General features: G+C 63.3%; 17 protein-coding genes. 8 read left to right on the top strand and 9 right to left on the bottom strand.

The genetic code is table 11. The annotated features are described in order from the left end of the window. Positions 1-17: 17 nt before the first annotated feature. Genes WKV53_RS13765 through WKV53_RS13775 form a run of 3 tightly spaced genes read right to left on the bottom strand, consistent with a single transcriptional unit; the run spans position 18 to position 4996 of the window. Complete coding sequence (locus tag WKV53_RS13765) at positions 18-2021, bottom strand: DVUA0089 family protein (protein WP_341405203.1); 2004 nt, start codon at positions 2019-2021, stop codon at positions 18-20. 54 nt (positions 2022-2075) lie between these two features. Further along, the gene (locus WKV53_RS13770) at positions 2076-3158 is read right to left on the bottom strand and encodes a hypothetical protein (RefSeq protein ID WP_341405205.1); all 1083 of its coding nucleotides are present in this window, start codon (positions 3156-3158) and stop codon (positions 2076-2078) included. Next, positions 3155-4996 carry a sigma-70 family RNA polymerase sigma factor gene (locus WKV53_RS13775; protein ID WP_341405207.1) on the bottom strand — a complete coding sequence of 614 codons (1842 nt, stop codon included), beginning with the start codon at positions 4994-4996 and terminating at the stop codon, positions 3155-3157. Before WKV53_RS13775 ends, WKV53_RS13770 begins: the two co-directional genes overlap by 4 nt. Positions 4997-5528: 532 nt before the next feature. Here WKV53_RS13775 and WKV53_RS13780 point away from each other — a divergent pair. From WKV53_RS13780 to WKV53_RS13800, 5 genes are all read left to right on the top strand, one after another. After that, positions 5529-5909 carry a GntR family transcriptional regulator gene (locus WKV53_RS13780; protein WP_341405208.1) on the top strand — a complete coding sequence of 127 codons (381 nt, stop codon included), beginning with the start codon at positions 5529-5531 and terminating at the stop codon, positions 5907-5909. 112 nt (positions 5910-6021) lie between these two features. Further along, a complete protein-coding gene (locus WKV53_RS13785) occupies positions 6022-6930 on the top strand; it encodes an ABC transporter ATP-binding protein (RefSeq protein ID WP_341405209.1) in 909 nt (302 codons plus the stop codon). A 21-nt stretch (positions 6931-6951) separates the two neighbouring features. Then, on the top strand, positions 6952-8634 hold the full coding sequence (locus tag WKV53_RS13790) for a hypothetical protein (protein WP_341405211.1): 1683 nt from the start codon (positions 6952-6954) through the stop codon (positions 8632-8634). Between the two features lie 26 nt (positions 8635-8660). Next, positions 8661-10391, top strand: a complete 1731-nt coding sequence (locus tag WKV53_RS13795; protein ID WP_341405212.1) for a hypothetical protein — start codon at positions 8661-8663, stop codon at positions 10389-10391. Between the two features lie 40 nt (positions 10392-10431). After that, complete coding sequence (locus WKV53_RS13800) at positions 10432-12153, top strand: hypothetical protein (RefSeq protein WP_341405213.1); 1722 nt, start codon at positions 10432-10434, stop codon at positions 12151-12153. Between the two features lie 180 nt (positions 12154-12333). Here the strand turns inward: WKV53_RS13800 and WKV53_RS13805 are convergent, their stop codons facing one another. The 6 genes from WKV53_RS13805 to WKV53_RS13830 form a co-directional block, all read right to left on the bottom strand. After that, on the bottom strand, positions 12334-13197 hold the full coding sequence (locus WKV53_RS13805; RefSeq protein ID WP_341405214.1) for a toll/interleukin-1 receptor domain-containing protein: 864 nt from the start codon (positions 13195-13197) through the stop codon (positions 12334-12336). Positions 13198-13317: 120 nt separating this feature from the next. Beyond that, a complete protein-coding gene (locus WKV53_RS13810; protein ID WP_341405215.1) occupies positions 13318-13905 on the bottom strand; it encodes a hypothetical protein in 588 nt (195 codons plus the stop codon). Between the two features lie 1254 nt (positions 13906-15159). Beyond that, positions 15160-15549 carry a hypothetical protein gene (locus tag WKV53_RS13815; RefSeq protein ID WP_341405217.1) on the bottom strand — a complete coding sequence of 130 codons (390 nt, stop codon included), beginning with the start codon at positions 15547-15549 and terminating at the stop codon, positions 15160-15162. A gap of 200 nt (positions 15550-15749) precedes the next feature. Continuing rightward, complete coding sequence (locus tag WKV53_RS13820; RefSeq protein ID WP_341405219.1) at positions 15750-16139, bottom strand: hypothetical protein; 390 nt, start codon at positions 16137-16139, stop codon at positions 15750-15752. 173 nt (positions 16140-16312) lie between these two features. Beyond that, positions 16313-16564 carry a hypothetical protein gene (locus WKV53_RS13825; protein WP_341405221.1) on the bottom strand — a complete coding sequence of 84 codons (252 nt, stop codon included), beginning with the start codon at positions 16562-16564 and terminating at the stop codon, positions 16313-16315. Positions 16565-17073: 509 nt separating this feature from the next. Beyond that, positions 17074-17706: a PEP-CTERM sorting domain-containing protein gene (locus tag WKV53_RS13830; protein WP_341405222.1), complete on the bottom strand. Its 633-nt coding sequence runs from the start codon at positions 17704-17706 to the stop codon at positions 17074-17076. A gap of 223 nt (positions 17707-17929) precedes the next feature. Between WKV53_RS13830 and WKV53_RS13835 the strand changes: the two genes are divergently transcribed. The 3 genes from WKV53_RS13835 to WKV53_RS13845 are packed head-to-tail and all read left to right on the top strand — an operon-like array spanning position 17930 to position 19334. Further along, positions 17930-18400: a hypothetical protein gene (locus WKV53_RS13835; RefSeq protein ID WP_341405223.1), complete on the top strand. Its 471-nt coding sequence runs from the start codon at positions 17930-17932 to the stop codon at positions 18398-18400. Between the two features lie 2 nt (positions 18401-18402). Continuing rightward, positions 18403-18831, top strand: coding sequence for a hypothetical protein (locus WKV53_RS13840; RefSeq protein ID WP_341405225.1), 429 nt, complete (start codon positions 18403-18405; stop codon positions 18829-18831). Continuing rightward, the gene (locus WKV53_RS13845; RefSeq protein ID WP_341405226.1) at positions 18831-19334 is read left to right on the top strand and encodes a hypothetical protein; all 504 of its coding nucleotides are present in this window, start codon (positions 18831-18833) and stop codon (positions 19332-19334) included. The genes WKV53_RS13840 and WKV53_RS13845 overlap by 1 nt, the downstream gene beginning before the upstream one ends. Positions 19335-19407: the final 73 nt, after the last annotated feature.

A 19407-nucleotide genomic window follows, 5' to 3' on the forward strand; every position in this document is an offset into this window, starting at 1 on the left:
TGGCAGCGGGGGATGGGCTAGTCGGAGAGGCGGTAGAAGTGCTGGCCCTGGGGATCGATGATGAAGGGAGAGCGGGCGGCGGGGATGGGAGTCCAGTTCTGGAGGTCGGTGGACTCCTGGAATTCGCCGGGGTGGTGCCATTCGATGATGGCTTGGCCGTTGGTGGAGGTGATGGCGGGATCGATGGGGGTGAGCTTGGCGATGAGCTCGAAGTCGATGTCGCTGGTGCCGTCGTCTTGCCAAGTGGTGATCTGGTTTTGCGCGTTGAGGAGCGGTTGATTTCCGAAGGTGGTGACGGCGAGGTAGTAGCGGCCGGGGTGTGAGAGCGGGATGGCGGTGAGCTCGGAGTGGAAGGTGGAGGAGAAGGGATCGGTGTCGTCGTTTGTCTCTAACAGGGTGCCGGCTGAGTCGAAGAGATGGAGGACGGTGTCGCCGGTGCCGGTGTGGACTGAGGTCGCGGTGAGGCCGGCGGAGAGGACTCCGGGGCGGAGGAGATCGATGGCGTGGATGATGTGGCCGGTGGAGACGGTGCCGGTGGCGAGGGCGAAGTCGATGCCGTTTCCGGGGATGAGGAGTGTGGCGGGAGTTAGCGCGGGCGGGGTGCTGTTAGATGGAACTGCTGTCGGTGGCGCGCTAGCTGATGGTGCGATGATGGATGGCGGCGGGGTGCTGCCGGGCTGGGGGATTTCCAGATGGAAGGTGCGCTCGATGGGCTGGGTGCTGCGGTCGAGGCGATGGGTGATGCGGGGGTCGGCGAGGGTGGAGGTGGCGGCGTGAAGGCGGAGGGGATTGGCGATGCCGGTGTAGGCGATATCGATGAGCTGGAGCTGGGTGGGATCGGAGGTGTGGCGGAAGGCGGTGGGGTCGGCGACCTTGAGGGTGGTGATCCTTGCTTCGATGTCCGCAATGATGGTGGTGGCGGATTTGCCGGCTTCGATGCCGGCGAGGTAGACGTCTATGAGTTGATCGCCGTTCGCGTCGTAGAGGTGGCGGGCGTAGTCGATGATGGTGGTGGCGCCGGCCTTGGCCATGGTGATGGGGTCGAAGGGGCCGGTGATGAGGTCGAAGATCGCCTGTGCCTGCTGGTGGGGCGTGCGGGAGGTGGCGGTGATCTCGGCGGTGTCTTCGCCGGCGCGGCGGAGGGCGGCGATGATGATGGCGCGTGAATACGCGCTGACGGAGGCAGCTTTTTCCGGCGGGATGGTGAGGACGGGATCGTGGAGGAAATACGGGTTCTCAGCTTCGGTGATCCTGAAGCAGATGCGATTGGCTCCGGCGGGTGGCGGGCCGATGGCGGGCCCGGGAAGGTGGACGGTGTGCTCGCCGGTGAGGCCAGCTGTTAGACTCCACTGGGCGATGACGGGTGAGGGGATGAGGCCTTCATCGCCGGCCCAGCAGGCCTGGAGGGTTTTGTCTGCGGGGAGTGGGGAATTGCCGGTGGTGATGGTGGCGATGGCGCCGCCGAGGTCCGGGCTCCACTGCGCGGTGCGCACGGCGAGGCGGTCGGAGGCGGTGTACTCGATTTCATCCATCCAGCATTGGTAGAGGCCTTCCTCGGGATGGGGGCCGACGCCATCGGTGGAGGAGATGCGGAGGGCGATGATGTCGGTGAAGTCGAGCTGGACGCGCTTGCCGCCGGTGTTTTCGACATCGAAGGCCTTGGTGACTTCCTCGCCATTGGCGCGGGTGCCGGTGAAGACGACGTGGAGGTTTTCCCTGAAGGCGGAGCCGAGGAGGAGGCGGGTGATGGTGAAGGGGTGCTGCGAGCGGGTGATGTGGGCGGGAAGGCCAAAGCCATTGTAGATGACATTCCAGTGGCCGTGGGTGTAGCCCTCGGGGGTATACTCGACGGGGGAGACGTAGCCGATGTTTTCGAAGTCGAAGCCGTAGAGCCCGGGGAAGAGGTTGCCGTAGTTGAGCTCGAGTTCGTCGAAGGTGAGGATCTCGGCGCGTGAATCCGCGATGCCGAGGAGCAGGCAACCGGCAGCGAGTACCGGGATCTTCCAAACGATCGGGATCATCTACAAACCTTCCGCGGGAACTGGTGTGGATGCTCGCGGAAGGAGGGGATCGCTTCAAGGCGGAACCGGGGCATCCTCGGTGCGGCCGGGGGATTCGCTGGTGTGCCACTCCTGTGCAAAACGCGCGAGCGGGTCGGCGGACTTCGTTGTCACGCCTTGGGCGGCGATCCAGGTGCCCCAGCGCAACGGGTCGCTGAGGTTCTTGTGGGTGGCGAGTTGGGTGGCGATGTCTTTCCGCTCCGCGGGGTTGAAGCCATGGTCGAGCAGATCGGTGGCGTCTTCGAAGGGCCACTCCTCGCCGAGGCGGCCGATCATGTAGTGCATGTAGCCCTTGCGGATGCCGCCGATGACGCGGGAGTGCGGCGCGCGCGACTCCGCAGCGGCGAATGCGGTCAGGAAGGCGAGATGCTCGCTGGTGCCTCGCAGGGTCATTTCCACCCAAGCTCCAAAGCCATCATAGTCCTCTGCATGATCGTAGAGGCCTTCGGCTTCAAAGGTCAGGAATCGGTTGAGGGCACCCGTGGGATCGAACCTGAGCTGGGTGTATGTCGCATCCGACGTGATGTCCTCGGTGGCGAAGCGTTCACGATCGTGCCCTGTCAGTGAATCGAGCCAGCGGATGGCTTCGGCCGGGTGCTTGATGGTCCAGAGGCGGAAGACCGAGCGGGCGTGTTCGGCGAGGAAGGATGAGTCCGGCGAGGAGGCCAACAGGTGCATCGCCTCCTGTGGATTCATGATCGCGAAGTGGCGGATGGCGACGAAGTATTGCAGCGAGCGCTGCTGCTCCTCATCCATGGGATGAGCGGCGAGAAGCTGCCGGAGGAGCGCGGCTACGGCGTGGTGATCGAGGCGGGCAAGGGTGGTATCGAGCTCGTGCAATGAAGTATCCAGCTTCCCGGCAGCTTCCGATTTCAAGCAGAGCTCGAAGGAAACCCACACTTGGGATGCGAGGCCGTCGGGTGGCTCGGAGAGCAGTGCTGAAGCAGAGTCCCGCGAGGTGCGGGATGGGGGAAGCGAGGAGGAGGGTGAGCTTGCTTCTAACAGGTGCTCGTTTTGCGACTGCAGTGCGGTGAGCTCACGGTGACGGATGAGTCCGATGACCGAGGCCGCGATGAGGATGAGGATCGGAAGCTTCATTTCGCGGGGGCCTCCTGCTGCTGCTTGGTTTTTCCCGTCTCCGATAGAATCTCGCGCATGATTTGGCCGGCCTTTCCGGGGATGATCTCGTGGAGCCATGCTTCGGTCTGCTGGCGAGCGGTGGCAGGATCCGGCGAGTGCTTGCCGGAGCCGGCATGGGTCATGTGTGCGAGTGCCTGGGAGCGGGCCAAGGTCTCCAGTTCCTGCGGCGTGAGGCCGGCGGCGCGGAGGACTGGTGTCAGCTCGGAGAGCTGGAAGTCGCGATCGAGATTGATGCACTGCATCTCCACCACTGAGGTCAGGTCAGCCAATCCTGCGGCCTGCTCGGACGCGGGGAGGTAGTCACGCACGGCTTGCACGAATTTCTTCGCCCATGAGAGGTCGGCGGTGTGGTTCTCGCCGGGCAAGTCGGAATGGACGTAGGCAGCTTGCTCCAGCCGGTTCCTCAGATGCTCTGGCTCCATGCTCCTGATGAATTGGTCGCTCTCCGGAGACTGATGGGTAAGCATTTCCCACAAGAGGCTTTCTTCTCCCTGTGCGATGAGGTCCTCGGGAGCACCGGGGTCGGAGGTGTGTCTGAGTTTTCCTGATGCCTGCTGGTCTTGCATCCATGCGAGGGCACCGGCGGGATCTGTGTCCGCCCACTTCGAGAATGACCGGGGCAGCTCCAAGCGAAGCATCCATCCATCGTAGTCTCCGCCCTGTCGGGTGAAGGCATCAAAGACCGTGGTGAGCGCATACTTGGGGTCGGTCAAGGTCATGGCGTCGAGGAGCGACTTCAGCAGGTGCGCCTTGTTGTTGAAGACGGCACGGCTTTCGGCGGCCTGCTTCACGAGATCGGTCCATTGGCTGCGATCCAAGGCGGCGAGCTTGGCGATGAAGGCGCTTTCCAGAGGCTCGCCGGCGTGATCGACGTCTTCCTGTTCCTTCAGCAAGGTGACGAGTCGGGTGCTGGTGGAGAGGACGGAGCGGGGGGTATTGGCGGAGGTGCTGCGGGTGGCGGGTATGGTGGAGGCGTGGGGTGGTGTGGTGGACTGGATCTGTGCGGTGAGCTTGGAGATGGCATTCTCCTGAAGGATGAGTGGGACGGCGGCGATGAGGAGAGCTGCGGGAATGAGTGCCTTCGATGGCGTGGTCATGAGCCAAGGGAGTTTGCCGGTTATTCCCGCAGCGCCCTTCATCGCCGCCGCGGTGGTGGTGTGGAGGACGGTGAGTGGTGCGGCCTTTGCGAACTCGGAGCTGAGGCCGGCGATGATGACGGTGATGGAGAGGGTGACACCTCTGCCGCGGAGGATGCGGGCAAGCTTCTCGAGGGCGCGTTGGGATTGCTTTTGTACGGCGGAGGTGGATTTGCCTAACAGGGCGGCGATGCTGGGGAAGCTGCGGCTTTCGTAGAAGTGGAGGAGGAGCAAGGAGCGATCGGAATCGCCGAGGCGATCGAGGGCGAGATCGAGGTGAGGGAGGGCATCGATCCACTGGGATTCGCTATCGGGTGCGGGGGTGGAGTGGATGTCGGCTTGTGCATGTGCGCGTTGTTCGCGGCGGCGGCGGGAGGCTTCCGAGCGCATGGCCTTGGTGGATTCGTAGAGGGTGGCGCGGTGGAGCCAGGCGGGGAGGCGGTCGGGGTGCTTGGCGAGGGAGACGGCCTTGGCGGCGAGGGCGCAGAGGACATTCTGGGTGATCTCTTCGGAGAGCGGGCGATTGCCGGTGCGGCGGAGGGCGGCGTGGAAGACGAGGCCGAGGTAGCGGGACGCGAGGGCGCGGAAGGCGGCCTCATCGCGATCGCGGACGAAGGCGGAGAGGAGGTCGAGATCTGCGGCGGGGTCGGAAACAGCCATGTTTTCCCGGGATACACCGGGTGGGATGGGGATGCGGACAGGAAATTTTTCGAGAAGTGGCGAGCGGTCGGTGATTAGTGGAAGAAGTCGCACGGATGGAGGATCGAAACGCGGAGGCGCGGAGGTCGCAGAGGAGATCGCGGAGAAGAATTGCCGGGTGATCGATGGTGGAGAGGCGTCGAGGCTGGGGACGCACTGTTACCAACGCGGCTAACGAGGGTTGGGGGAGAGTGCGTGACGAAACGGAGTGGCGATTTGGGTTGTGGGCTCGCACTGCCTGAATGGCGCAGCCATTCAGCTACGAAGAGGGAAAGACATCGGGGATGGGCACGCGTTGTCACCAACGCGCCTACGGAGGGTGGGCGTGCTTGGGTGGTGATGGGCGAGTGGCGAGGTGCTTCGGTTGCCGCACTCGGAGAGTGCGGACCACTTTGCTTCGCTGGTGCGGACCGCAGCGGTCGGGGGAAATTCGCGGCCTAATCGGAAATCGCTTGCAGGTGATACAGGTGGGGTGTATCACCTGTCTCGCCTCATGCTTCCGTTTGTTTTCCATCTTCGCGATGATGAGCCGGTGTCGGACCAGATTGTCCGGGCGGCGCATCATGCGCTGGCGAGTGGGGAGCTGAAGGAGGGGGAGCTCTTTCCCTCGACGCGGGCGCTGGCGCAGCAGCTGAGGATCTCTCCGACGACGGCGAACAAGGTGGTGGCGCAGCTGCGGGAGCTGGGCTTCCTGACGAGCCGGCCGGGGATCGGGATGGTGATCCAGAAGCCATCCCTGCCGAACATGGCGCAGCGGCTGGAGCTGTTAGAGCCGGCGGCGCGGCGGTTCATGGAGGAGGCGCGGTCACTGCACCTTTCCGTCGATGACTTCGAGGCGCTGCTGCGGAGCATGGATATCCCGCGATCTGACTGACCAAAGCCGCCTGCGGCGAATCACCCATCATCAATCTTTCAATCATCAATCGAACAGCGGCCTCGCGGCCGATCGAACGAGTCACCCAAGCAAAGCAAAGCGAAGCGAAGCCATGATCACCATTACTGATCTCTACAAGCGGTTCAACCGGGAGGATGCCTTGCGGGGCGTCAACTTGACGGTGCCTGAAGGCCAGGTGACGGCTTTCCTGGGGCCGAACGGGGCGGGGAAGACGACGACGATCAAGTGCGCGATGAACCTGATCTACCGGGATGGCGGCGAGGTGACGGTGATGGGGAAGGATGCGCGGGAGCTGGGGAAGGAGCAGTGGCAGCGGATCGGCTACGTGTCCGAGAACCGGCAGCTGCCGGGGTGGATGACGGTGCCGAAGCTGATGAAATTCCTGCGGCCGATGTACGGGAGCCACTGGGATGCGGACTTCGAGAAGAAGATGACGAAGTCCTTCGAGCTGCCGCTGAAGACGACGCTGAGTGCGATGTCGCGCGGGCAGCGGATGAAGGCGGCGCTGCTGAGCGCGCTGGCGTATCGGCCGCAGCTGGTGGTGCTGGATGAGCCGTTCTCGGGGCTGGATCCGCTGGTGCGGGATGAGTTCCTGACAGGTCTGTTAGAACTGACGGATGCGGAGGGGTGGACGGTGCTGATTTCCTCGCACGATATCGAGGAGGTGGAGCGGTTCGCGGACCGGGTGGCGATCATCAATGCGGGGCGGATCGACCTGCAGGAGGATGTGGAGACGCTGCGGGAGAGGTTCCGGAGCGTGGAGCTGTGGTTCGACGAGGAGCCGGTGCTGCCGCTCAAGGGGACGCTGCCGGAGACGTGGCTGAATCCGCAGGTGAACGGGCGGACGGTCGTCTTCAGTGACACGAACTACGATGAAGCTAGTAGCCGGGCGATGCTGGCGAGGTTCTTTCCGGACAGCCGGCGGCAGGAGGTGCGGCGGATGACGCTGCGGGAGATCTTCGTGGTGCTGGCGCGGAGCTACCGGGCGCAGGCGGTGTGATTTGAGAAATGGAGGACGTGTATGCCTTACTCACCTTTTACCCGATTTTTCGCCGTGGTGCTGGTTGCGCTGGTGGCGTTCGGATTGATGTGGCCGGATGATCGTGCCTTCCAGTGGGCGATCTACGGGACTGGCACGATCGCGGTGCTGGCGATAGTCTTCACGTGGAGCGTGGTGAAGAACGCGCCGCCGCTGGATGACCGGGCGTTTCACCAATGTCTGCCGGAGGGGCTGAGCCGGGCCTTTCTCCGGACGATGTGGATCCATCTGCTGGTGCTGGCGGGGATCGCGCTGGCGGTGCTGGTGTATTGCTGGATCTGGAATTTTTCCTGGCGCACTGCATCGTGGGGTGTGGTGATGCTGACGATCCCCGCGTGGGCGCTCATGACCGCGGTGGGGGTCGCCAGCAGCGCGGGGAGTTCGCAGCAGGGGAGGAAATTGACGGCGTGGTTCGCGATCTTCGGGACGCCGGTGCTCTCGGCGGTGCTGCTGTATTTCTTGAACCGGGGAGTGGATCGTCCGGCTCTGGAGCTGGTGTATTTCTCGAGGCTGAAGACCACGGCGCTGACGGCGGCGACGCTGTATCCGCTGATCTGGTGGCTGGTGGCGGCCCGCAAGCGGAGGACGCTGGGGCTGGTGCTGGGCGGCGCGACGAGTGCGCTGCTGCCGTGGCTGGCGATCCATGGCGACTTCATGAAGGTGTCGCGCGAGCTGATTCTGGATTCGCGCAAGCCATCCGCTGCGATCGAGCGTCTGACGCTTTCGCGGAAGCCATTTTCGGAGAGCGACGAGACATTGATCCCAGTGGGAGATCTGATCGACATCCAAGGGCTGGCGGAGAGCGAGAGTGCGCGGGTGGTGATGTCGATCCGGTTTGGAGAGGCCGGTCAGCCGAGCTTGGCCACCTTCCACAATTGGGAGGGCTTGGGGACCTTCGAATTCCGCAACGAGATCCATGCCGGGGAAGAGACGTTCCGCTACGTCCCCGCCACCGCTACGAATGAAGGGGGCAAGATCGTGTGGGGAGCGCAGCCGGGAAACGCGGGGATCCGGAAGCTTCTTCCCGCGACCGAGAGCTTCGAGCCGTGGAGCTCAGTTCGGCTCCCCCTGGTGCCGGTGGTTCTTAATCCCGACATGGAGAAGCTGCGGGAAAGGGGAGTCTTGCAGTACCCCATGCCCACCTACGATCCACGGGTGACTCCGGAGACTTTCCGGACCAAGCCGTGGACGGCGTGGGTGGCGGATCCGGGGTCGTGGACTTTGTTAGGATCTTGTCAGGCGGTGGAGGGGAATTCCTTCCGGCTCGATCAGGGCGGGATGATCAAGGTGCTGCCGTTGCGGGAGAAATCGACGGGGGACGATTGCATCATCGTGCGATACTACTTCGAGGAGTTGTGGCAGGCGGGTCCGTGGTTCGGATGGGAGACGGCGGCGAGGCGGTCGGCGTTGGATATCGCGCTGGTGGCGATCGATGAGACGGGGAAGCACGCGTTCCTGATCGATGACTTCGACATGAGCCGGGAGATGGAGAAGGTGATGCTGGGAAAATATTCGACCCTGTTCTTCCAGTCCGATGCGGTCGATCCGGCGGAGGGGGCGGCGGCGTGGAAGCGGGTGGAGATGCTGAGGAAGAGCCGGCTGTATGTGTTCGCGACGCAGGGGGCGGGACCTAACAGGCGGGTGGAGCTGCCGGGTTTGGAATGAATCATTGAGAAGCAGAGGACCTTTATATGCCTTATTCACCTTTCACTCGTTTTCTGGGCTGCGTGCTGGTGGTGCTGGCGGCACTGGCGCTGCTGTGGCCGGATGACCGGACGCTGCAGTGGGCTGCATACGGCACCGGTGCGGTGGCGATCCTGCTGATGGTCTTCACGTGGAGTGCGGTGAGGAATTCGCCGCCGCTGGATGACCAGGCGTTTCACCAATGTCTGCCGGAGGGAGTGAGCCGGGCTTTCTTCCGGACGGTGTGGATTCATCTGCTGGTGCTGGCGGGAGTGGCGGTGGTGGTGCTGGTGTATTGCGGGGTCTGGAACTTCAGCTGGCGGGCGGCTTCGTATGGGGTGGCGATGTTGACGCTGCCGGTGTGGGCGCTGATGTCGGCGATGGGGGTGGCGAGCAGTGCGAGCAGCTCGCGGCAGGCGTGGAAGTCGGCGGCGTGGTTCGCGATCTTCGCGATGCCGCTGTTTTCGTGGGGGCTGCTGTATGTGCTGAATGACGGGGTGGAGAAGTATGTGCCGGAGGAGGTGTATTTCCCGCCGGTGCGGACGCTGGTTCTAACAGGGGCGACGCTGTATCCGCTGGTCTGGTGGCTGGTGGCGGCGCGGAAGCGGAGGAGGCTGGGGCTGGTGCTGGGTGGTGCGACGGGTGCGCTGCTGCCGTGGCTGTGGATTTACGGGGACTTCGCGAAGGTGCCGGTGGAGGAGAAGAAGCCTGGGGCGGAAGAGGTGGTCTTCTTGAGCGACGGGCCGAGGCCGCTACTGGCGGACGGGCGGATCACGGTGACGCGGAAGCCATTTCAAGAGCGTGCCGAGCGGTGGATCCCGATGGAGGATCTGGTGGAGGTGAAGGGAATGGCGGAGGGCGAGCAGGTGGGCGTGATGCTCTCGATCGGCGAAGAGAGCAGCAAGGAGCGGGAGCGCTTGTATACCTGGGAGGTGCGGGATGAGACGCGTGCGAAGGAGAGAGGCGTCCGCTATGTGGAGGCGATCGCGCTGAATCGTGGAGGGAAGGTGGTGTGGGGAGCAGGGCCGCGGAATGAGGGGATCCGGGCGCAATTGCCGCCGGTGGAGACTTTCGAGTATTGGGACGGTCGGCTGAACCAGGCTTTCCCGCAGCCGGTGATTGCGAATCCCGCGGTTGCCGATTTCCAGCCGGCATCGAAGGACGAGGAGAGGCGGCCTTTTTCGTACCGGTATGTCACGGCGGAGGCCTTCCGGACGAAGCCGTGGTCGGCGTGGGTGTCGACGCGCTCGGCGTGGAAGTTGTTAGTCTCGTGTGCGGTGAGCGAAGGGGCGTCCGTCCGGTTGGAGCATGGAGGGAGGCTGGAGGTAGTCCCGCTTTCGGTGATGGCGGATGCGGGGCCGAGGTGGCCGGCGCAGGCGAAGTCGCCTTCACCGGCGGGCAGCAACCACGGGATCGAGCTGCGCTGCTCCTATGAGGATCTGTGGGTGGCGGACGGGCCTTGGTTTGGCAAGGATACGGTCCAGACGTGGTCGGGGATGGATGTGCTCATGGTCATCATCGATGAGACGGGGAAGCACGCCTATCTGAGCGATGAGCTGGATTTCGGGGGAGATGGGAAGCTGCTGCTGGGGCGCTATGACCGGAGGATCTTCGATGCTGGCGCGGGCGACACGCCGGAGAGCCTGCAGAGGATCGAGATGGTGCGGAAGGGGCGGGTGTATGTCTTCGCGTCGCAGTGGGGTGCGTATCCGGAGATGATGAAGGTGTCGGGCTCGTGAGAATCTAACAGTCTAACAATCCAATCGGGAGATCACGCTTATGCCTCACACACCCTTTACCCGATTCCTCGCTTGGGCGCTGGTGGTGCTGACGGCGGTGGCGCTGTTCTGGCCGGATGATCGTGCGCTGCAGTGGGCGGCCTATGGTAGCGGCGCGGTGGTGATCCTGGTGATGATGTTCACGTGGAGCGTGGTGAAGAATTCGCCGCCGCTGGATGACCGGGCGTTTCACCGGTGCTTGCCTCCGGGGCCGGGCCGGGAATTTCTCCGGACGATCTGGATCCATCTGTTAGTCCTGGGTGCGGTGGCGCTTGGGGTGCTGGTGTATTGCGGGATGTGGAATTTTTCCTGGAGAGCCGCATCCTGGGGTGTGGTGATGCTGACGGTTCCCGCGTGGGTGCTCATGTCCGCGGTGGGGATCGCCAGCAGCGCGGGGAGTTCGCAGCAGCATCGGAAGTCGGCGGCGTGGTTCGCGATCTTCGCGACGCCGGTGTTCTCGACGGGGCTGCTCCAGTGGCTGAACCGGGGAGTGGATCCGAGCGGCTGGGACTACGTTTATTTCACGCCGGAGCGGACGACGGTGCTGACGGGGGCGACGCTCTATCCACTGGTGTGGTGGCTGGTGGCGGCCCGCAAACGCAGGACCCTGGGGCTGGTGCTGGGTGGTGCGACGAGTGCGCTGCTGCCGTGGCTGGTGCTGCGCGGGGACTTCGTGAAGGTGCGTGAGATGGATGTGCCGCTGGATCCTCCCGCGTCTGAAGCTGCGGAGAAGCTGACGCTATCGCGGAAGCCATTCGCGGGGAGCGACAAGACATGGATCCCGGTGGAAGACTTGATCGAGATCGACGGGCTGGCGGAGGGTGAGCACACGTGCGTGGCGCTGAGTGTCGAGTTTGGAAACGATCCGAACCGGGGAGTGCCGCAGGCCTACGGGTCCCAATCCAGCAGGACGCGCGATCGGCAAATGCAGGAGAACTTCGGAGTCTATGAGCTCCGGGACAATCGATTCTCCCATTTCAGGTATCCGACCCGCGTAGGTGCGTTTGTCTCGAAGCAAGGCGGGAAGATCGTGTGGGGAAAAGGGGCGGTGGATCAAAGCCTGCGGAAGCTGCTCCCGCCGGTGGAGAGCTTCGAGTACTCGCAGGAATGGCAGAATGTGCCGCCGTCGCCGCCGGTGGTCCGTAATCCCGCCGATCCCTCTCTCACCCGGGCCGACTTCCCGACGGATACGACTTACTTCGCTCCCCTGGACTTTTACAAGCGGGTCAATCCGACGAGCTTTCGCGCGATGCCGTGGACGGTAGCGATCATGAATCCCTGCTCGTGGAAACTGCTGGGATCCTGCGCAGCCACGGAGGGAACATCCTTCCGGCTGGAAACGGGGAGAATGCTGAAGGTGCTCCCGCTTAAACAGGAAGCGGATGGGAATGGGGATCTCAGGATCCGCCACTACCGCGAGGAGCTGTGGCAGGCGCGCGGGCCGTGGTTTGGCGCGGATGAGGGGCTGAATCGATCGGAGGTCAGTATCGCGATCGTGGCTATCGATGAGGCGGGAAAGCACGCGTATCTGATCGGAGAGTTCAGCGCGCCGTCCTCGAGGAGGGTCATGCTGGGACGCTGCGAGAGCTTCACGATCAGCACTGGAGTCGGCGGTAATGCAGGGATGGAGAGGGCCGAGATGATGCGGAAGTCGCGCTTGTATGTATTCATGAACCAGACCGGGGGATTCGCTCGGAAGGTGGTGCTGCCGGGGGTGGAGTGAGCCGGTGGAGGGGAACGCTTTCGACTCCGGTGATCATGGAGGGAAAAAGTAAGCCCCTTCCGGTGAGAGGTCCGGAAGGGGCTTGCACCAATGGAGTGAGGCCAGACCTGGTTAAAAATCCCCGGGGAAAACCGGGTGGTCTGACGATGGCATGATGGCAGGAATGCTGATGGGGAGATATTACGTGATCGCGTGGGGTCGGGGTGATGATGCGACCGAGAATCCGCGAAAGCGGCTGGCGGCTAGCCGGGGATCGCGGGGGAGCACGGAGCATTGCTCGAGATAGGGAAGCGTGCCGGTGGCGCAGGCGCTGGCGTCGAGGTCGAGGGGATTCCAGAGAAAGGCGTATCGCGAATAGGGCTGGCCGGTGGCGAGGCCGGTTTCCGCTTCGGTGGTCATCCAGGTGGAGGAATCCCAGGTGTGATCGAGGACGATGATGAAGATGTGGCAGCGGTCCACGGTGTCCCGCAGACCGTGCTCATACCAGGTATCCCAGCGGGGATCATCGGCGTGGAGAGGATTGGACGGGGAGTGTTCCACCTGCAGGCCGAGGTGGCGCAGGCTGCTGATGAGTGCGGAAGCGGGCGACCGATCGACTGCCTGGGAGGAGATGAAGACGCGCAGGGTGGTATCCGTGGCGGTGGGTTCGAGGGGCTCCTGGCGCATGCGATGGAGTTGCCGGCGCCAAGCGAGGAAGACGGCCCAGAGGATGGAGAAATTGAGGAGGAGGTACCAGTGGGCGATGGTGGCTGCGCCGCCGGAGCCGTGGTGCTCGTAGGTGGCCACTTGGGGAGGCCATGGGGATTGCTCGTGTGGCGGGGTGGCGGTCCTTTGCCAGGAGAAATCGAAGGCGGAGACGGGGAAGTCGAAGGTCCAGCCGAGGCTGATCCTGCCGGCTTGCTGGCCGGATTGAATGGCGGTGCGGGAGATCACCGCCTGGAGCAAGGTGAAGTGAAAGGTGGAGTCGATCCACGCCCAGCTGAGGAAGGCGAGGGTGAGGATGCCGAACCAGAAGGATTTCCAGCGGTGGAGGGGGCGGGGCATTTGGGAGGAAATCACCAATCAGCGATCTTCCAATCATCTATTGGAGTGCCGCGGGGCGGAGGGAGGAAGTGGGGAGGTGAACGTCGAGCGATGAACGATGAACGGGAGAGCCGGGCTTGGTCAGTCGTTGGAGGGTTTGTCTTTGGCGGGCTTGAGGAGGCGATCGGCGACGATGTCGAGGCTGGAGCCGAGGACGGTGCGGGAGACGGTGAGCTGGGAGCCGATGGCGGATTTTTGCCAGGTCTGGGGGACGTAGCGCGGGTCCTTCACGGTGACGGCGGTGGTGGTGAAGCGGGGGATGCGGATGTTTCCGGCGGAGTCGGTGCGCTGGTGTTGATCGCCATCGTGGGTGTGGATGACGAGGGCGGCGAAGGGGAGGCTGTGGCCGTCTTCAGCAAGGAGAGTGATCTTGCGATGGGTGATCCAGGGGATGACGAGGAGGCTGACGGTGCCGAGGAGGAGGAGCAGGGCGAGGATGCCGGAGAGGGGTGAGGGAGATGAGGATGCGCGGGAGCCTGGGGAGTTCCCTTGCTGGTCCTTTTCGCGGCGGTGGAGGCGGCCGAGTTGGAAGCCGGAGATGAAGAGGCTGATGATGATTTCGAGGCCGGCGGCGAGGAGATTGACGAGGGGGACGAAGGCGGCGGCGAGGCCCTCGACGATGACGAGGAAGATCGAGGCGAAGAGGGAGACGATGGCGTCGAGGATCATGTGGGAGTGATGCGAGGGTGGCGGGGGCCTGATGGGATGATGGGGGTGTTTGTTATCTTGAATAACTACGTGGGGCAAGGGGTGGGGGTTACAGGTGGGGTCTGTGGAGGCACTTGGTGGTGACGGGCAGTTGGAGGACCGTTCGGGCGGAATGAATTCCGCGCTCCCAGTGGGGCCGATGTTGAGGGCGGGCAGTGAGGGACCATTCGGCCGGCCTGGAGGTTGACTCGGGGGCTCCGCCAGCCCCCTCGGGCCTGCGGCCCCGACCTGTGGTCGGTCCAGATTGGCTACAAGCCTTCGCCAATCTTGGTAGTCCCGGGGAGGCTGCCGTGTGAATATGGGAGCCACAGGGATGCGGCTGATGCCGCGGAAGTGCGGCGGTCATAGACGCGCCGCTACATGGGGGACCGATTTGAGCGCGCGTGGGGTGGAGTTGGACGGAGGCGGTGCTTCTTGGAAGCGCACACGGCGTGTGCGGACCACCTTGCGGAGCACACTTTACCTTGGTGCCCGTCGGCGGCCGTTCCGGCGGAGAGGGTTGCCGGAACGGCCGGAATCCACCCGGCAGCGCAGCAGGAGAGGGAGGGCAGACCCGCTGCGTTGAGTTGGCGGAAGCCCCTGACGGGGCGGCTCATGACATGGAGAGGATGTCGGGCGGGCGGGGGCGGTTTAGGTTTTTCGGGGAATTTTTTTCCGGAGGTTTGACAGGCGGCGGGAATGATGTTCAAATGAACTCATGATCGCGCTGCCACCCCGATGCATGGAGCTCCACGAATGCCGTGTGGGAGATTGGGAGGATGCCCGCTTCGTGCGGGAATGGAGCCTGCGGGATGGGGTGCAGCGGTATCAGCCGCTGGGCTTCGGGGAGCGGGGAAGGAGCCCGTTTGATGAGACGCGGTTCGATTTTTCGCGGCCGATCTGGGAGTTCCGGCGGTGTCTTTCACCGAGGGCTTCGGATGCGGGGGCGCATTCGATTTGGAGGAGGGTTTATTAGAGGGGAGTTTGCTAGTGTTCAGTTTTCAGTGTTCAGGAAGAGGGCTGAGTTCCGAGTGAGCAGTGATCAGTGGAACAGCCCCGGACTGATGGAGGGAACGAACCGCTGAGACGCAGAGGTCGCGGAGGAAGCGCGGAGAAGAAGTGAGGGTGATCAGCGATCGGTGATCGGTGGAAAGGCGTCGGGGCTGTGCACGCGTTGTCACCAACGCGCCTACGACTGCGTCGTCGACTGGGGGGCAGGGATGATCCGTGGGCGGATCAGGGGGCGGGGTGCTCTTGATTGGTGTCCGTGAGACGCTGCTGGATGCGGCGGTGGCGGCGGGTGCGCCAGGCGAGGAAGAGGAACCAGAGGAGGAGGGAGGATTCGAAGAGGAGCCAGTGGGGGAGGGTGTGGGTTTTGAATTTGGTGAAGAGGCCTTCGAGGTAGATGCTGGCGAGGGGCATGCGGGCGGCGTGGAGCTCGAAGGGTGCGGGCTGGAGGATGTGGCTGAAGCCGATGCGGCCGCCGCCGCTCCAGAGGATGCCCTTTCCGACGCAGGTGACGGCGGTGTAGTGGCGATGGGAGTCCGACCAGGCCCAGGCGAGAAAGAGGATGATGAGGAGCCCGAACCAGAAGGATTTCCAGCGGTAGAGGGATCGCGGGAGCATCAAGGCGAAGTCTGAACTGCGAACAACGAACGTCGAACTCTGAATGGGAAACCACGGAATAGGCGGAAGGAAGAGTGACGTTTGAGGGGGCGTCAGCTTTCCCGGCGGTTTCGACGTTTTGATTGAACCGCGAAATAACGCGAACATGCGCGAAATCTGAAATCCAAGAGGAGGGAGGGACCGTGTTTGCGGGGTGGTGGTTATGTGTGGGGCGAGCTTTCCTTGGACTCGAGTATGGTGGTGTCCGGCTGGAAGTGAGCGTAGTGGCCCGTCCAGCAGTCGGAGACTTCGGTGGCGACTTCGGCGCCGCATTCGCAGAGCTGATTCACGGCGTCGCCAGAAGGGCCGCAGCAGCCGGTGAAGCGCAGGCCATCAGGATGGGGGTGCATGCCGCGACGGTCATCGAGATGGATCACGACATGGCCGGCCACGCGGTTCATATCATCGTCCGCGATCCAGTAGTGGGACGGAGGGATGATGTTTTCTTCGTAGTCGCCCCAGTTCACGACAAATCCGGCGGGGACGGGATCCAGCCAATCGGTGAGGGGCATGAGGCACTTCCCGCAGAGGACGCGGGACTTCGGTTGCATGACCGGAATGATGGGGATGGTCCCGAGGCTTTGCGAGGCGGCAGAGGAGGCGCCTGCGGAATTGTTTCAGCCGGGAAGTGGGTGGCTCTCGTCAGGTGCTCCGACCGCACTCGGAGAGTGCGGACCACGATGGGCTGCGCGGCGGTGATGCCGGGTGCTTCACTTATTCACATTCACTGCACGCGGACCCAGACGGAGTCGGTGGTGCCGTGGTGGAGGCCGGCGATGGAGGTGCGGCGGAATTTCCAGGGCTTGGAGGGGGCGCTGGTGCCGGTGACTGTGCCGGTGGGGTGGTGGAAGCGGGTTTCCGAGGTGGAGTCCCACTCGGGAATGCGGGAGGCTTCGACGGCATCGCCGACACGACAGTCATCGCAGGTGCGCCGGAGGCAGCGGATGCAGTACGTGGTCGCGGCAGGCGCATTCATGCAGGTAGAACGACCTGCATGGGGGGATTGGTTTAGTGGAGTGGTGGACGTTCGTAGTTACCCGGATGAGGCGGAGGACGGGAATGGGGGTGGGTCAGGGGGCGGGAGGGGCTTCGGGGTCGTGGCTTTCGCTTTGCCTTTCGTCTTCGTTGGCTTCGGCGAGGGCGGTGGCGAGGAGCATGGCCATGAGGCGGAATTGGAGGGTCTCTTTCATGGGACGCTTGGGAAATAGCAAGGGGCGTGCCGGAGGTGAGTTTGCTAGTGTTCAGTTTTCAGTTTTTAGGAACGGACTCGGACTGGTGGAGGAACGAACCGCTGAGGCGCAGAGGTCGCGGAGAGAGGCACGGAGTTTGAGGGATGGTAGGGGAGAACCACGGAATACACGGAACACACGGAAGGTGGATGAGGTGGAGATGTGACGGGGGATCGGTGCTGAAAAAGAAAGGCCACCCGTGCGGGTGGCAGGGTGGCCTTTGGCAGATGGAGGTGAGGGATGGCGCTCGCGGGGGTCAGCAGCGGCGGCGGCGGAAGGCGAGGGTGAGGCCGGCGAGTCCGAGGAGGGCGGTGGAGGGCTCGGGGACGAGGTAGAAGCCATTGCCCGGGTTGCTCGAAGAGATGAAGGGCGAGGTGCCGACGCCGGGGGAGTCTCCGGCGGTGTTGGGATTGATGGTAACCGCGCCGAGGGAGGGCACGGCGTTGCCGGTGAATGCGCCGACGGCGGTGACCATGCCGGCGGACTCGGCAACGAGGAAGAGGTAGGTGTTATTTCCGACGTCGCCGAGTTCGGCGGCGCCGGAGGAGGTCAGGGATCCATTGACGAAAGTCGCGGTCCTCACGATGCCGGGGCTGCCAGCGGTGGGGGTGCCGACGAGGGTGGCGAGCGCTTGGTCGAATTGGGCGGAGGTCCAGGAGGCGCCACCGAGGAAGGGGGCCAAGGCAGCGGCAGCGCCATCGGCCACGGCGGTGCCGGTGGAGGAAATGAAAATGGCGCGGCCGGAGAGGACGGTGCCATCCGTCGACTTGATCTGGCCGAGCAAGGTATTGGCGACGCCCGTGATGGTGACGTTGACGGCGCTGGAGGTGCCGGAGAGGGCGGCGGTGAAGAGGGTGGCGAGGGCGATTAACTTGAGTTTAATTTTCATGATGAGGGAGATGTTGTGTGTTTTTCGGGTGTATTACAGATCTTGCGCCTGACTATCGGGTGCGGGGTGGATGGAAAGCAAAAACGGGAGGGTGTGGGTGACGATTTGAGAGGAAGAAAGAAGACTTGAAGACGATAGTGTGAAGGCTCGATGGAGGGCGGTGGGAGGCGTGGCTTGGATTGCTTTCCGGGTGTGTTAGGAAGCGGAGGGAAACGAGTGCGAGATGATGAAGTATTTGCTGATAATGATGGGTGTGATCGGGCTGGCGGCTTGCTCTGGAAAAAAGGGAGGCGGAGGGACGGGAGCGGGTGGAGCCGGGGCCGAAGTGGAGCATGAGATCGGGGTGTTCAAGGTGGCGGGTGGGGCGAAGACGAGCTTCGTGCACAAGTTCAGCCGGCCGATGATCATCGGGCTGGAGGGGGATGTGCCGTGGGAGGAGCAGAAGCGGCTGGATGCGATTGCGGCGGCCAAGGATGTGGAGGTTCGCCAGAGGCTGGCGCTTTATCTGGAGAGGCCATCGGATGCCTTCGGGATCGGAGGGCACCATGGGTCTTCGATGCAGATCGATCCGGAGCCGAGTGGGGAGTCGACGTTCGAGCTGCGGAACAATTCGAACGTGGAGGTGAGAATCCGGGTGTATTGGAAGGAGGATGCTTCGGTGCAGGCGGCGGAAGGTGGTGGCGCGAAGCCGTAGGGATGAATGGAGTGGTGGACGCTGTGATGATGAAGGAGCGGCCGTTTTATCGATGGAAGAGCTTTTGGCTCGGGGTCTTCGTGCTGGTGTTCTTCAGTTCGGCGTGGGTGAGGTCGGTGCATCATCGCGACGAGGTGAGCTTGTTTTTCACGAGCGTGCAGCGCGAGTTGACGCTGGGAAGCAGGGCGGGATCGTGCACGTTATCCTGGGAGGAATTGCCAGTGACGGGTGCGATCTGGCCTGCCTTCGTGACGAGATCCCGGGAGCGTGATGGCGGGACGTGGTTTCAAGAGGCGGTGGAAATCACTGACATGGGTGGCGGTCACTATTGGGCGGAGACGGCCTATTGGTTTCTCATCCTGCTCTTTCTGGCGGCTTGGCTTGGATTCCTTTTCTGGCGTGTTAGGAAGCAGAGGGAAATTCGCCGGTGATGATCCCTATGATGAAGATGAAGAAGGTGCTGCTGACGACGGCTGCGATGATGCTGATGGCCTGCTCTAAAAAGCAGGAGGCTGCGGGAACAGACGCGGCTGCGGCTCCAGCTTCACCTGCGGCTCCAACTGCGGCAGCGACCGGGCATGAGATCAGGGTGTACAAGATGGGGGCGTATTCGAGGGAGACCTTCTTTCACAAGTTCAGCCGGCGGATGATCATCGGGTTCGAGGGTGAGGTGCCGCGGGAGGAGCAGGATCGTCTGGATGCGAGGACGGAAGAGGTCGACGTTCCCCATAAGTCGGCGATTTACCTCGGGAGGCGAACGGATGACTTCGGGATCGGGTCTTACCATTCGGCTTCGGCGCAGGTCGATCCGGAGGCGAGTGGGGAGTCGGAGTTCGTGCTGATCAACAATTCGAGGGTGCCAGTCAGCGTCCGGGTTTATTGGAAGGAGGATCCGTCGGCGGAGGCGGCGGGAGATGGGGGCGCGAAGCCGTAGGGATGAACGGAGTGGCGAACGCTGTGATGATGAGGGCGCGGCCGTTTTACCGATGGAAGAGCTTTTGGCTCGG

The organism is Luteolibacter sp. Y139 (genome assembly GCF_038066715.1).
GTDB classification, from domain to species: domain Bacteria; phylum Verrucomicrobiota; class Verrucomicrobiia; order Verrucomicrobiales; family Akkermansiaceae; genus Haloferula; species Haloferula soli.